This is a genomic window from Alishewanella sp. HL-SH05 (genome assembly GCF_052655985.1).
Map to the genome: position 1 here is coordinate 2,087,093 of NZ_CP199753.1, position 13,047 is coordinate 2,100,139.

Genomic DNA, 13,047 nt, shown 5'->3' on the forward strand with positions numbered 1-13,047 from the left:
TTAAGGTTAAGTAGTGTAAGGAAATCGATATGGTAAACAGGAATGATAACCGGCATTTTTACCGCATGATGGTAAATGCTGATGTAAAGCTGATGATTAACGACCCAGAAGCCGCCCGAGTGGTAGATGGGGTTTGTCGAGATTTAAGTGCTTCGGGGATGTCGGTTGAAACCGATGAGTTGATTGAGTTAGGCACTTTAATTCGCATCCGTTTAGAATCGCCGAATGCCAGCGTACCGCCGCTTGATGCGACGGCTAAGGTGATGCGTTGCAGTCAAGACAGCGAAGAGAGCTACAATTTGGGATTAGCTTTCATCGAGCTTAACTAAAGCGGTTAATCACTCAGTGTCTATAAAACGTTGCTATGCTTTTAATAAAAAGGCGTAGCAACATTTTTATTGGCTGATGCCAGCAACATTGCCATCATATAGGCTACTGCTGCTGACATATTCTCATGTCAATTACATCACACTGGCATACTCTGTCATACAGAGCTTTAATCTGCATTGCTGCAAATATTCAGCAAATCTCAAGCGGCCTTAATATATTTTGCAAATTAAGCCTTTCAAGTAAAAGCCTTCAGGAAAAAAGCTGGCAATCAGATGGTCACTGTCTTGTTGTAAGCGTTCGATAAACAAACAATCTCGCTTGGCATCCAGCGCCGCATCGGCCACGACTTTTTGAAATAATGCTTCTTCAATTAAGCCTGAGCAAGAAAAGGTGAAGAGCAAACCGCCAGGTTTAACTAATTGCATCGCTAAGCGGTTTATATCTTTGTAACCCCGACAGGCACCATTGAGTTGTGATTTATTATCCGCAAACTTCGGCGGGTCTAATATAATCATATCAAAGGTTTTGCCTTCTTCTTGATACTGTCGTAATAACTTAAACACATCGGCCTTTGTATGGGTGAGGGCATTTAAATCTAAGTGATTAAGCTCGGCGTTACGGTTGGCGGTAGTTAAGGCTAACTCTGACATATCCACGTTAGTCACATGACGAGCACCGCCTAATAAAGCAGCTACGCCAAAGGTACCGGTGTAGCTAAAGCAGTTTAACATCTCGGCATTTTTGGCATACCGACGCACGGCTGCACGGCTGGCACGTTGATCGAGGTAAAAACCGGTTTTGTGGCCTTCAATAATATCAACAATCAGCGTCATACCGTGCTCTTTAATGAGCACTTCGCCGCTTTCGCGGGGTAAATGTAACCAGCCTTTAACCAGTGGTAAGCCTTCTTTTTTACGGATATCAACATCTGAACGCTCGTAAATACTGTGCTCAGGAAAAACCTGTTGCAAAGCGCTTACCAGCATTTTGCGTTTGGCATCCGCCCCCGCGGATAATAATTGCACCACCAATACATCGGCGAATTTATCGATAGTAATGCCGGGAAGATCGTCCGACTCGGCTGCTATGATGCGTAGGCCATTGGTATCTTCGGTATTAAAGACACTTTGACGGATCTGCCATGCTCGGCTGATTTTACGTACAAAGAAATCAACATCAATCGCTTCATCTTGTTGGAAAGTCCAGATGCGAGCGCGAATTTGTGAACTCGGTGAATAGGCTGCCCGTGCCAGCCATTGTCCTTTACTACTGAGTACTTCAACCGTGTCGCCGCGATTAGGGGTATTTAACACCTTATCTATGGCATTGGAAAACAGCCACGGATGGCGGCGGTTTAGAGCCTTTTCACGACCATCTTGCAAGACAATTGTAGGTAAGTTTACGGTTCTATTCATGATTTTATGTACGCTGTGCTAGACTAAAGGGCGTATTTTAGAGAAGAGACCGACAAAGCTAAAGTAAATTCGTAAAGCTATCGTTATGGAGTGCTATGAACAAGCCAATTCCGCAGCAAATGCTTGCCGTTTCGGTACAGCAACCCGGTAAAAACAGTGTTTTAGTATGGCAAAGCCAACCTATACCAGAATTGATGACCGGTCAGCTATTAATTCAAGTAGCGGCTTGTGGGATTAATCGTGCTGATTTGATGCAGCGCCAAGGGTTGTATCCGCCACCGCCAGGCGATAGCGACATTTTAGGCTTAGAGGTGGCTGGCATCGTGGTGGCGGTGGCGGATGCCCGTTTAGAGGCTTGGCTTGGCCGGCAAGTGTTTGGTTTAGTCAATGGTGGGGGTTATGCCGAATATGTGGTGATGCCAGAAGCGCATGCTATGCTCGTACCAACTGGCTGGAGCATGGTTCAGGCCGCAGCAACCGCAGAAACCTTTTTAACGGCTTACCAATTATTATTTACCGAAGGCCAAGCGCAACCTGGCCAGCGTGTGCTTATTCATGCGGGAGCCAGTGGTGTTGGCACTTCTGCTATTCAATTAGCCAAAGCTAAAGGGTTGCATAGTGCCGTTACGGTGGGCAGTGCTGACAAAGCCGAGGCATGTTTAAAGCTCGGTGCTGAATATGCTATCAACTATCGGCAGCAACAGTTTAGTGACGCGTTAAAACAGTTTTGGCCAGAAGGCTTTAATCTGATCTTAGATCCGGTTGCCGGGCCTTATATTAATCAAGACGTGGCCTTATTAGCTCAAGATGGTAAGATCATTATTTATGCGATGATGGGAGGACGCACGGTGCCCGAATTCGAACTCGTGCCGTTATTTCGAAAACGCGGCCAGCTTTGGTGTTCTACCTTACGTAATCGCGATTTAGCCTATAAGGGCAAGTTAACTGCGGACTTTATTCACGATTTTGCAGCAGATATGGCCAGCGGCAAGGTTACACCCGTGATCCAGCAACAATTTGCTGCCTCAGATGTCGAGCAAGCACACCAACTGCTGGCGTCGAATCAAACCATTGGAAAATTAGTTTTAACATTTTAATTGATTGGTGTTTCGCCAAGTGAAAGGACGACATAACGCATGGCAGTTAGTTTTGGCAAGGCCAACTATGCAAAAACGGTGCAAAGGCTGATAGAGCGGATTTATAACCATAGTCCGTTGAAAGACTCCATTTATGAGCAAGCTGTGCTCTGGTTTGCCGCTAAGCCACAGGAAGATGCACAGGCTGCTGCGTTAGAGCAGCAATTGTATTTATTTGAAAACAATCACAGCGGCGCGAAAGGTAAGGCAGGTACAGCGCGTAATTTAAAAGAGGCCGAAAGCCAATCTCAAGAATTCAATAATCAAATTGAAGAGGCAAAATTTCAGCGTTATAGCGAGCTAGAAGCGATTTGTTATGACGTATTACAGCTATGCCAAAGTGACACCTTTGTGGATACGAACCAGCAAACTGCCAAGATGCTCGGTACGATCCAATTGATGTCGCCCACTAAAGGCCGACATGTCGCCAAAACCAACCAAAAAGTGCGTCATCTTTATAAAGCATTACTCAGCTTACGCCTGTTAGACCGTTTAGTCATGGACGGTCTGATTGATCATCCGTATATCATGGAATGTTATCAAGCCAGTAAAGAACTTCCTTATGCGGACAATGCTATTCACCATCCTTATCGCGATAATATTCATGTCACGGTGTTAATGGCGGCGATTTTACAAGATATCGGCCGTTGTCATCCCAGCTGTCAATTGCTGTTGAAAGGGCCTGAAGGTAACTTCGATGAGTTTCGTGAACTCGAGGCGGATGAGCGCAATACATTTTTACAGGACAGTTACACTGAAGCGTTTAACTATGTGCAGCATGCACTGAGTAAGGGCCGCTATCGTGGGCGCGCTCGTGATGAGCGAGATCGCTTTGTGCGTGATGAGGAGCAAAAACGTGATTTATTGCTGTTGCTGCTGAAACAAGCGGCCCGGCCGCAAGAGGGCATTGGTAATGTGCTGCGGATCCCGCAAATCTATACTTCGATGGTGTTATCAACCAAGCAATCTTACAATTATGAAGATCTGCCAAAGGCCGCTTTGGCGCTAGATAAAAGTGCTGAGCTTGGCAAAATTAGTAAAAATAGTGTGGCGGGTTTTTTGCGGATTGTCGGGATGTTTCCGCAAGGTTATGGCTTGCCTTATATTCCAAAAGACTCTGATGGTAACGACATGGATCGTTATGAATACGCCATCGTTGCCGGGCTTTATCCGAGCAATTTCCGCCAGCCGTTTTGTCGTATTGTGACCTACAGTTTAACTTACCAAGCGTCTGCGCGAGCTTGTGTGTTAAGCATTGAAAATAACTTATATTTTGCGCCTGCCCGTAAAAAGCTTGAAGTGATACCAGAAGAGCGTTTGTTAGATATTTTACGCAAGCTCGTTTACGACTTCCAAGAGCGCATGGCTTCACCGCTCATTCCAAAGTTTTGGCATCCTTATGATTATTTTCTACATACCAAAAACCAAAACTTGTGGAATAAAGCCATAGTGATCTCGAACTAAGCTAGCAAAGCACCCTAAGCCGAGCCAACTCGTGCTTAGGGTTTTGGGGGGATTCAGGCTCTATCAAGCTGTCAGAGGGAGCGAAGGGGGGCGCATCTTCTTGGATATTGGGCACAAAGTTGTTGTGTTTTACTGTTGGCTCAGAGGCAACATCTGACTGGGCGACCCCTTCTGCAGTTGCTTCATTTGCTGTCGTGTTTTGTTCTGCTAGCGGCTCAACATCATCACGCATTTGTTGCTGTACCAGCTCTTCATCAACTCGCGGATCTAAAGCGGCCGCTAAAGGCGATGACACTAAATCACCCGAAGCCAGTTGATAATCGGAAGGTTGCTGTTCGGATAGCAGTCGGGTCGCCACTTTTTGGTTGTAATTGACCCGCGCCAAGCGCAAGAACAAGATCACACAACATACCGCCATATAGAGGTAAAGCATGCTATTACCAAACAGCTGCATGCTAAAAGAGGCCACTAAGGGCCCTAAGGTTGCACCAATACCAAAGGTCAGTAAAATGGTGGCGGATAGCGCGACACGCTCACTTTGTTCAATACGCTGATTGGCCATGGCTGTCGCCAGCGGATATAAAGTAAAGGCGAGGATGCCAAAACAGAAGGTCGCTGCTAACAACAGTAGGGTGTTAAGAGGGACTAAGGCAATCACTAACACAATCAGGCCTAACAAAGCACTATTGACCCGGACCAGACGACTTCGCGGGATCCGATCCGATAGCTTACCCATCGGCCACTGCGCTAATAAGCCGGCTAAAATAGTGGCAGACATAAAACTGGCAACTTCGCTATTGCTAAGGCCAATACCCGCTGCAAAGGCGGGCGCTAAACCGTAAAATGAACCGGAAATCCCCCCCGCAATTAAAATGGTGGTGAGAGATTGCGGTACTTTACGCCAAAACGCCATGATTTTGAGCGGTGCAGGATGCAGCGGCTGTGGGTGGATGCGCCGAGTGAGTGCAATTGGCACAATGCAAAGCGCATAACAGATACCAACCAGTAATAACGGCTCTATTCCCAGCTGTGGAAAGAACGACAACAGGGTTTGACCGCCTACCATGCCAAGGTAAGACACTATCATATAACCCGCAAACACGGAGCCACGCTGTGAGCTATCGGCTTGCTCGTTCAGCCAGCTTTCAAGCACCATATACTGACACATCATGCCGGTGCCAACGAGCAGACGCAGCAGCAACCAAATTTCAAGTGTATCGGTAAGTGCGTGGCACAGGGCCGAGGCCGTTACAATACTGGCGCTGGCCACAAAGGTGCGAATATGACCCACCCGCGCAATGAGTCTATGGCCTACTTTGGAGCCCGCAACCAGACCGAAATAGTAAGCCGACATCATGCCACCAATCCACAGTTGCTCGACACCATCGCGGGCTAATGACAACGCTAAATAGGTGGTCAGTAGGCCGGCTCCCAACACCATAATCAGCGTGGTGGAAAACAGCGACGAAAAACTGCGAAATGGCGATGGCATCCTTTACCTCTAAGTGTTTAACTGTGTTACGCGTTACTTAACGCGCATGCCGGGCTGAGCACCGTCATCTGGGCTTAACAAGAAAATATCACTGCCGCCAGGCCCCGCTGCGAGCACCATACCTTCAGATAAACCAAAGCGCATTTTGCGTGCAGCTAAGTTAGCGACCATCACCGTTTGGCGACCAACGAGGCTTTCTGGAGTATAGGCCGCTTTAATGCCTGCGAATACCTGACGGGTTTCACCCGCGCCAATATCTAAGGTTAATTGCACTAACTTGTCAGCGCCTTCAACCGGCGCGGCGGCAATAATTTTGGCGACGCGCAAATCGATTTTGACAAAATCATCAATGCTGATGGTGTCGCTAATCGGTTCACGCTCTGCACTTGCTATTGGCGCAGCAGCAGGCGCTTTCGCTTTTGCGGCTGTGCTGCTGGCATCTGCTGTGGGTTGTAAGTTTTCGGTAGACGCCGCGACCATGGCTTGCACTTTAACCGGATCGACACGCTGCATTAAGGCTTTAAACGGGTTAATCGCATGATTTAATAAAGGGCTTTGGTAGTGTTGCCACAGCAGTTCGGTATTTAAAAAGGCTTCGCTATCCGCGGCCATTTTCGGTAACACCGGCTTAAGATAATGCATTAACACGCGGAATAAGTTTAAACCCATAGAGCAAACATCATGCGTTTCTTGTTGTTTGCTCTCGTCTTTGGCTAATACCCAAGGCGCTTTGGCATCAATATATTGATTCGCACGATCAGCAAGCGCCATAATGTCGCGAATGGCCTTCGCAAATTCACGTTGCTCATAGCTTTGCGCAATGCTGCTACCGGCATTAATAAAATCTTGATACAGCTCTGGCTCGGCCAGCGTTGCCGACAAGGTGCCATTAAAGCGCTTACTAATAAAACCGGCACAGCGACTGGCGATATTGACCACTTTGCCGACGAGATCAGCATTCACTTTTTGCGTGAAATCTTCGAGGTTTAAATCGAGATCGGTAATACCACTGGTTAATTTGCTGGCAAAATAATAGCGAAGGTATTCAGGATCTAAGTGCTCTAGATAGGTACGTGCTTTGATAAAGGTGCCGCGCGATTTTGACATTTTCGCGCCATTTACCGTGACAAAACCATGTGCATAAACCGCGTTGGGTTTGCGAAAGCCCGCGCCCTCTAACATGGCAGGCCAAAACAGGCTGTGGAAATAAATAATATCTTTGCCGATAAAATGATAAACCTCGGCATCTGAGCCGGGTGCCCAGAAGCTGTCAAAATCGACATTGATGCGATCGCACAAATTTTTAAAGCTGGCTAAATAGCCAATGGGGGCATCTAACCATACGTAGAAAAACTTACCTGGCGCATCTGGAATTTCAAAGCCAAAGTAAGGCGCATCACGGCTGATATCCCACATTTGGAGGCCATCTTTAAACCACTCTTGTAGTTTATTGGCCATTTCATCCTGCAGGGCACCGCTACGCGTCCAGGCTTGCAACATCTCTGCAAAGGCCGGTAAGTCAAAGAAGTAATGTTCACTGTCTTTTAAAATGGGCGTTGCGCCTGACACAACCGACCGTGGATTTTTAACTTCTGTTGGGCTATAGGTTGCGCCGCAGACATCACAGCTATCGCCATTTTGATCTTGTGCGCCGCACTTAGGGCAATCGCCTTTGACAAAACGATCCGGTAAAAACATGGATTTTTGTGGATCGTATAACTGGCTAATGACTTTACGTTTAATATGTCCCGCAGCGTTTAAGCGGTTATAAATGGTATTGGCAAACTCGCGATTTTCTTCACTGTGCGTAGAATGATAATTATCAAAGGCCACGCCAAAGTCAGCAAAGTCAGTGCTGTGTTCAATTTTGGTTTGCGCAATCATCTGCTCAGGACTAATGCCTTGCTGCTGCGCTTTAAGCATAATCGGTGTGCCGTGGGCATCATCGGCACACACGTAATAACATTGATGGCCACGTGCTTTCTGAAAGCGGGCCCAAATGTCGGTTTGGATATATTCCAATAAATGACCAAGGTGGATGGGGCCGTTTGCATACGGCAGGGCGCTGGTGATCAGAATTTTCCGTGTTGACATTAAAGGTCGCTCTTACATAAATGACTGAAAATATATGCGCTAATGATACTATAGCCGCCATTAAATCGCATCCGGCATTGTCAGATTGCTGGGAAAAATGCCACCCTTTTTGGTTTTTGAGGAGTCTCGATGTTTAATTGGCTGAAAAAATCAGCAGTAACCCAAACACCACAGGCTGAGCCTTGGCAAAACGCGTTGTTGGCAATTCGCCAACAGGCCCCGGTATTTAAAGCGATCCACACGGTTATTTTGGTCGCGTCGGGCAAAGGTGGCGTGGGTAAATCGACTACGGCTGCAAATTTGGCCATGGCGATGGCTAACGCGGGTGTGCGCACCGGCTTGCTTGATGCCGACATTTATGGCCCTTCTTTACCTACCTTGTTTGGCTTAACGGGGCAAAAAGTTAGCTCGCCCGACAATAAATTAATGCAACCCCTGCAGCAGCATGGGGTAACATTACAATCTATTGGTTTTTTAGTGGATCCCGAGGTTGCCAGTGTTTGGCGTGGCCCAATGGCAAGCCAAGCTTTACTGCAACTGATTAACGAAACAATTTGGCCGGAATTGGATGTATTATTGATTGATTTACCCCCAGGCACCGGTGATATTCAGTTAACTTTGTCACAAAAGTTACCGGTAACCGGCGCGGTTGTGGTAACTACACCTCAAGATTTAGCACTGGCCGATGCCCAAAAAGCCATTAGTATGTTTCGCCAAGTGTCTATTCCTGTACTGGGCTTAGTTGAGAATATGAGCTTTTACCTTTGCCCAAGCTGTGGTGCGCATGATGATGTATTCGGTAGTGCCGGGGGGCTCAGGTTGGCTGAGCGCCATCAAGTCCCGGTACTAGGGCAATTACCTCTGCAAGGGAGTATTCGTCAGCAGTCGGATCTGGGCGTGGCGTTAACACAAGGCGATGCGGCCATGGCCGCTTTGTATCATGATATTAGCTTATCGCTTTTACAGCGGGTAAGCGGTGAATTACCGGAGTACGCTTCGGTTGAAATTAAAATAACGGATGATTAAACATGAGATTATGTGACCGCGATATAGAGCGCTACCTAGCCGACGGCAAAATTTGCATCACGCCAGCCCCCGATGTTGACATGATCAGTGGCGTGAGCGTCGATATTCGTTTGGGTAATAAGTTTCGGGTATTTGTTGCGCATGCCGCACCTTACATCGATTTAAGTGGCCCCCGCGCCGAGGTGGATGCGGCGTTACATTCCGTCATGAGCGATGAGATCGTGTTAGCCGATGATGGGGTATTTATTCTGCATCCCGGTGAATTAGCCATTGGTGTAACGTTAGAGTCAGTGACCTTGCCTGATGATATTGTGGGCTGGTTGGATGGCCGTTCGTCGCTAGCGCGTTTAGGCTTAATGGTGCACGTGACGGCACATCGCATTGATCCAGGCTGGTCAGGTAATATCGTTTTAGAGTTTTACAACAGTGGTAAGTTACCCTTAGCTTTACGCCCTAATATGAAGATAGGCGCGTTAAACTTTGAACTGATGACTGGCCCTGCTGCCAGACCTTACAATAAAAGGCTGGATGCGAAGTACAAAGAACAAACAGGGGCGGTTGCCAGCCGGATTAGTCATGACCATAAAGGTGGCTGATCTAAAAAATAAAAAGCCCACGTATCAGGTGGGCGCAAGCTTATAAAGCAAAAATGAAGCGCAATGATTATGCAATAAAACTGCATAGTCTGGCAACTGTGTGCTAAGCATAGTGATTGGTTTCTGTGTTTTAAATGCATAAAAATGATTTTTTATTAGCTCAATACAGCTTTAAAGGAAGTGAAATGAAATTATATGGCTCACAAACCTCACCTTATGTGCGACGCATTCGTTTGTTACTGGCGGCACAGCCGTATGAGTTTGTTGATATGCAAATTTTTGCAGAAGGCGATCGTGAAAAGCTTTTAGCCTTGAACCCGACACTTAAAGTGCCGATGTTTGAGCATGACGGGCAAATGGTGTTCGATTCAGGGGTTATTTACCGTTACCTCACTACGGTTTTATCATTACCCGCCTTAAGTTGGTATCAAGAGAATCAATTAACGGTGATTAACGCCATTAATGATTCACTGGTTACGTTGTTTTTATCTGCGCGAAGTGGCTTAGATACTAATGAAGATCGGTTGTTTTTTAATATACAAAAACAACGTATTGCCGCTTCGATGTTCGTGCTAGAGCAACAAGCGCAAAACCATGAGTTTGCCCAGTGGAATTATATAGCGATGTCACTTTACAGCTTACTAGACTGGGTGATCTTCAGAGAATTGTTAGAATTAGACGAATACCCGGCGCTGCAGGCCTTTTATGCTGAAAATAAACAACAAGCTGCCATTGCAACCACCGATCCGCGTTTAACTTAAGATCTTGGGTAGTAAGTTATAAATAGCGAAATAGCGAAATAGCGAAATAGCGCCATGGCGACGTTCATGCCATGGCGTAACAACTTAGCCTTGCTGCAATACTTCCGGTTCAATTAAAACGCTTTGTGTCGCATCAGATAACCAAATTTGGCTTTCGCTAATATTACATTGAATTTGCATATTACGGTTAAATAGCTTAGCCATATCCGCTACTGCTTGTTCGGGAATGTCGATAACGGTTAAATTTTGATAGCGAGCTAACGCCGCGCTGTTGGCTTTCCACCACACTGGAACAACGCGGCCACCATAGCAATATAGTGTTACCTTTTTAGCGCGGTTACAGGCTTTTCTCAGCCATTTCTCATCAACTTGACCAAACTCAACCCAATGCGCGATTACACCATCTAAACCTAAGTCCCACAACTCTGCTTCATCTTCACTACCGCTAAGCCCTTTGGTAAAACCTAAGGTTTCATTGGCATTAAGGGCAAAAGCCAGTAATCGCACCATTAATCGTTCGTTATTTTCAGAAGGATGCTGCGCTAAGGTTAAACTGTGATCGGCGTAGTAATGCCGATCCATATCCGCAATTTGCAATTGTACTTTGCACACTGTCGCTTTAAGCGCCATAACCATTCCCAGCTTATGAAAAAACGCAGTGTACCTTAAAGCCTGAAGTTTTGAATAGTTAGCTGTTTGCACCAAGGTGTTATCGTTCTCTCGGGGGCAGATACCGAGCTCTTTTTTGCTTTTAAATCCCATTACGTTGCAAGCCAGACAGGCTTTCTCGGCCAAGGTTTTAAGACGAGGGGTGTTTGAGTGAGAAGCGGTAGCGCCGAGCGAGTTACCTCGTCGCCTTGGTCGTGGAAGTTTGGCTGGGCTTTCGCAGCAACGTGGGTCGCCTTTTCTTTGCGAGACTTTCTTTTGGCGACGCAAAAGAAAGTCTCTCGCCAACGGCGAAAAGGTTAAGGGCTACTATCCTAAATTTCACCATAATACTTCAGATAAAGTGTTTTGCCTTTTGTACATTTACCTAACCTTCTGGCTCAACCTCTGGCAACCTTTGGGGTCAAATAACCAGAACTCTTGCCAACTAAGGTAGACCACCAATGGCGAAAGCGTATACTTCGGCTTAAATCACTCAACATTATCTGCTGAGGAATATGCATGGCTGAGAACAAAACAAAACCTACCTCGGTGTCTGTTGACGATTTTATTGTGTCGATTGACAATTCTTGTCGTAGAAACGACGCATTGACTGTTTTAAACATTTACATCGAAGTGACCGGACTTTCCCCGGTGATGTTGGGGCCATCAATTATAGGTTTTGGCGCATTGCATTATGTTTATGATTCAGGGCGTGAAGGCGAAATGCCCGCTGTTGCTTTTTCACCTCGTAAAGCAAATATAACTTTTTATGTTAGTGGCAATGTCGAAAAAGCAGAGTAACTTTATACTCGTTTGGGTAAGTACAAAAAATCTGTGGCGTGTCTTTATGTCAACAAACTGGCTGACATTGATCTACAGGTTTTACGCGAAATAATTACCCGTGATTATGCCAGAGCATGTCAAACTTTAAGTCCAAGTTGTGCAAAATCGTAGTTTTGTCTGCGATAAGGCAGCGTTGGGGTCAGCAACAGAGATCAGATACCGAGAACACGTCCGAATGAACATTCACTTGATTAAAAACAGCTCGCCAGCAACGCCAGTTGGCAGACGGGCATTGTCGCGGTTTTTTGCTGCAAAATTTTCAAGCATCAGCTTTAGCTGCGGCATGTGATTGTTATTTTTTAAGTGGGATATACTCTTTATCGTCGCCGATGACGCTGGGGAATTTGCCATTTTGCCAATCCGCTTTTGCTTGCTCTATTCGCGCTTTACTGAAAGACACAAAGTTCCAGTGTAAATAAGGGGTCACAGTAAATTTTTCGCCTCCTAGCATGATAAATCGTCCGCTTTGCAGAACCGTCATTTCAGTGTCGGTATCATCGAGCAAGACAAACTCACCCGCACCATAGGTGACCCCGTTAATGTCTATTTTTCCGCTAATAGGGAATATCGTGGTTTCATGCGTTGGATGGGGTCTGGTAATTTTGCTGTTTTCATCTGCCGTTATGTCGATATAAAACATCGGCGAGTAAGTTTTAACGGGTGAGCTCATGCCGTAAGCTTCGCCGACAATAAGCCGCATCATAACACCCTCGTGAATGAGGTGAGGTAGTTGCTGTTTTTTTACATGAGTAAAAGAGGGATCAAGTTCAGCCATCTGCTCTGGCAGTGCGATCCAGCACTGTAAGCCATTAATGGCGTGCTTATTCGCTCTTACTTCAAAGGTTTCTCGCTCGGAATGGGTTATGCCTTTACCTGCGGTCATCCAGTTGACATCTCCTGGATGTATTTCGACATGATGTCCTAACGAATCTCTATGCAAAATACTGCCTTCGAACAAATAAGTCAGTGTGCTTAGGCCAATATGTGGATGCGGTCGCACATTGATACCTTGCCCAGCAGGAAAATCATGTGGGCCAATTTGGTCAAAAAATATAAAAGGCCCAACCATTTTTTTATCTTGGTGAGGCAGCACTCTTTTTACTTGTAAGCCACCTAAATCGTGTGTTGTTGCCTTCAGTACTTTTGCCATGTGGTACTCCTTAACAATGCAGAAATTAAGTCTACTCAGCACGGTATCATTCTAAACAGGGTAATAATATTAGAATAAAAGAAGCGAATAGT

12 protein-coding genes are annotated in these 13,047 nt (G+C 46.1%); 7 read left to right on the forward strand and 5 right to left on the reverse strand.

The window, feature by feature from the left end; all coding sequences use genetic code 11:
• Nucleotides 1-29: 29 nt before the first annotated feature.
• Complete coding sequence (locus ACUJFL_RS09535; protein WP_226751662.1) at nucleotides 30-329, forward strand: PilZ domain-containing protein; 300 nt, start codon at nucleotides 30-32, stop codon at nucleotides 327-329.
• 210 nt (nucleotides 330-539) lie between these two features.
• Here ACUJFL_RS09535 and ACUJFL_RS09540 read toward each other — a convergent pair whose 3' ends face one another.
• Nucleotides 540-1,745: a class I SAM-dependent rRNA methyltransferase gene (locus tag ACUJFL_RS09540; RefSeq protein ID WP_445427312.1), complete on the reverse strand. Its 1,206-nt coding sequence runs from the start codon at nucleotides 1,743-1,745 to the stop codon at nucleotides 540-542.
• A gap of 95 nt (nucleotides 1,746-1,840) precedes the next feature.
• Between ACUJFL_RS09540 and ACUJFL_RS09545 the strand changes: the two genes are divergently transcribed.
• Together ACUJFL_RS09545 and ACUJFL_RS09550 are read left to right on the forward strand one after the other, a co-directional pair.
• Nucleotides 1,841-2,842 (forward strand): NAD(P)H-quinone oxidoreductase, encoded by a 1,002-nt coding sequence (locus ACUJFL_RS09545; protein WP_445427313.1) that lies wholly within the window; start codon nucleotides 1,841-1,843, stop codon nucleotides 2,840-2,842.
• A 39-nt stretch (nucleotides 2,843-2,881) separates the two neighbouring features.
• The gene (locus ACUJFL_RS09550; protein WP_445427314.1) at nucleotides 2,882-4,345 is read left to right on the forward strand and encodes a hypothetical protein; all 1,464 of its coding nucleotides are present in this window, start codon (nucleotides 2,882-2,884) and stop codon (nucleotides 4,343-4,345) included.
• Nucleotide 4,346: 1 nt separating this feature from the next.
• Here the strand turns inward: ACUJFL_RS09550 and ACUJFL_RS09555 are convergent, their stop codons facing one another.
• Together ACUJFL_RS09555 and metG are read right to left on the reverse strand one after the other, a co-directional pair.
• Nucleotides 4,347-5,837, reverse strand: a complete 1,491-nt coding sequence (locus ACUJFL_RS09555; RefSeq protein ID WP_445427315.1) for an MFS transporter — start codon at nucleotides 5,835-5,837, stop codon at nucleotides 4,347-4,349.
• Nucleotides 5,838-5,870: 33 nt separating this feature from the next.
• Nucleotides 5,871-7,931: a methionine--tRNA ligase gene (gene metG, locus ACUJFL_RS09560; RefSeq protein WP_236129683.1), complete on the reverse strand. Its 2,061-nt coding sequence runs from the start codon at nucleotides 7,929-7,931 to the stop codon at nucleotides 5,871-5,873.
• A gap of 129 nt (nucleotides 7,932-8,060) precedes the next feature.
• On the opposite strand from metG, the gene ACUJFL_RS09565 reads away from it, so the two are divergent.
• The 3 genes from ACUJFL_RS09565 to ACUJFL_RS09575 all read left to right on the forward strand — a co-directional run bounded on the left by ACUJFL_RS09565 (nucleotide 8,061) and on the right by ACUJFL_RS09575 (nucleotide 10,314).
• Nucleotides 8,061-8,957 carry an Mrp/NBP35 family ATP-binding protein gene (locus tag ACUJFL_RS09565; protein WP_226751656.1) on the forward strand — a complete coding sequence of 299 codons (897 nt, stop codon included), beginning with the start codon at nucleotides 8,061-8,063 and terminating at the stop codon, nucleotides 8,955-8,957.
• A gap of 2 nt (nucleotides 8,958-8,959) precedes the next feature.
• Nucleotides 8,960-9,553 carry a dCTP deaminase gene (gene dcd / locus ACUJFL_RS09570; RefSeq protein ID WP_226751655.1) on the forward strand — a complete coding sequence of 198 codons (594 nt, stop codon included), beginning with the start codon at nucleotides 8,960-8,962 and terminating at the stop codon, nucleotides 9,551-9,553.
• Between the two features lie 185 nt (nucleotides 9,554-9,738).
• The gene (locus ACUJFL_RS09575) at nucleotides 9,739-10,314 is read left to right on the forward strand and encodes a glutathione S-transferase family protein (RefSeq protein ID WP_226751654.1); all 576 of its coding nucleotides are present in this window, start codon (nucleotides 9,739-9,741) and stop codon (nucleotides 10,312-10,314) included.
• Between the two features lie 84 nt (nucleotides 10,315-10,398).
• On the opposite strand, the gene ACUJFL_RS09580 is transcribed toward ACUJFL_RS09575, so the two are convergent.
• A complete protein-coding gene (locus ACUJFL_RS09580) occupies nucleotides 10,399-10,944 on the reverse strand; it encodes a YaeQ family protein (RefSeq protein ID WP_226751653.1) in 546 nt (181 codons plus the stop codon).
• 537 nt (nucleotides 10,945-11,481) lie between these two features.
• On the opposite strand from ACUJFL_RS09580, the gene ACUJFL_RS09585 reads away from it, so the two are divergent.
• Nucleotides 11,482-11,763 carry a hypothetical protein gene (locus tag ACUJFL_RS09585; RefSeq protein WP_445427316.1) on the forward strand — a complete coding sequence of 94 codons (282 nt, stop codon included), beginning with the start codon at nucleotides 11,482-11,484 and terminating at the stop codon, nucleotides 11,761-11,763.
• Nucleotides 11,764-12,097: 334 nt separating this feature from the next.
• Here the strand turns inward: ACUJFL_RS09585 and ACUJFL_RS09590 are convergent, their stop codons facing one another.
• Complete coding sequence (locus ACUJFL_RS09590; RefSeq protein ID WP_445424730.1) at nucleotides 12,098-12,955, reverse strand: pirin family protein; 858 nt, start codon at nucleotides 12,953-12,955, stop codon at nucleotides 12,098-12,100.
• Nucleotides 12,956-13,047 lie beyond the last annotated feature (92 nt).

What these genes read in the sequence shown, in the direction of transcription:
- ACUJFL_RS09590 (WP_445424730.1), bottom strand. Translation starts at nt 12,955, where the DNA reads ATGGCAAAAGTACTGAAGGCAACAACACACGATTTAGGTGGCTTACAA.
- metG (WP_236129683.1), bottom strand. Translation starts at nt 7,931, where the DNA reads ATGTCAACACGGAAAATTCTGATCACCAGCGCCCTGCCGTATGCAAAC.
- dcd (WP_226751655.1), top strand. Translation starts at nt 8,960, where the DNA reads ATGAGATTATGTGACCGCGATATAGAGCGCTACCTAGCCGACGGCAAA.
- ACUJFL_RS09585 (WP_445427316.1), top strand. Translation starts at nt 11,482, where the DNA reads ATGGCTGAGAACAAAACAAAACCTACCTCGGTGTCTGTTGACGATTTT.
- ACUJFL_RS09540 (WP_445427312.1), bottom strand. Translation starts at nt 1,745, where the DNA reads ATGAATAGAACCGTAAACTTACCTACAATTGTCTTGCAAGATGGTCGT.
- ACUJFL_RS09565 (WP_226751656.1), top strand. Translation starts at nt 8,061, where the DNA reads ATGTTTAATTGGCTGAAAAAATCAGCAGTAACCCAAACACCACAGGCT.
- ACUJFL_RS09550 (WP_445427314.1), top strand. Translation starts at nt 2,882, where the DNA reads ATGGCAGTTAGTTTTGGCAAGGCCAACTATGCAAAAACGGTGCAAAGG.
- ACUJFL_RS09575 (WP_226751654.1), top strand. Translation starts at nt 9,739, where the DNA reads ATGAAATTATATGGCTCACAAACCTCACCTTATGTGCGACGCATTCGT.
- ACUJFL_RS09555 (WP_445427315.1), bottom strand. Translation starts at nt 5,837, where the DNA reads ATGCCATCGCCATTTCGCAGTTTTTCGTCGCTGTTTTCCACCACGCTG.
- ACUJFL_RS09545 (WP_445427313.1), top strand. Translation starts at nt 1,841, where the DNA reads ATGAACAAGCCAATTCCGCAGCAAATGCTTGCCGTTTCGGTACAGCAA.
- ACUJFL_RS09535 (WP_226751662.1), top strand. Translation starts at nt 30, where the DNA reads ATGGTAAACAGGAATGATAACCGGCATTTTTACCGCATGATGGTAAAT.
- ACUJFL_RS09580 (WP_226751653.1), bottom strand. Translation starts at nt 10,944, where the DNA reads ATGGCGCTTAAAGCGACAGTGTGCAAAGTACAATTGCAAATTGCGGAT.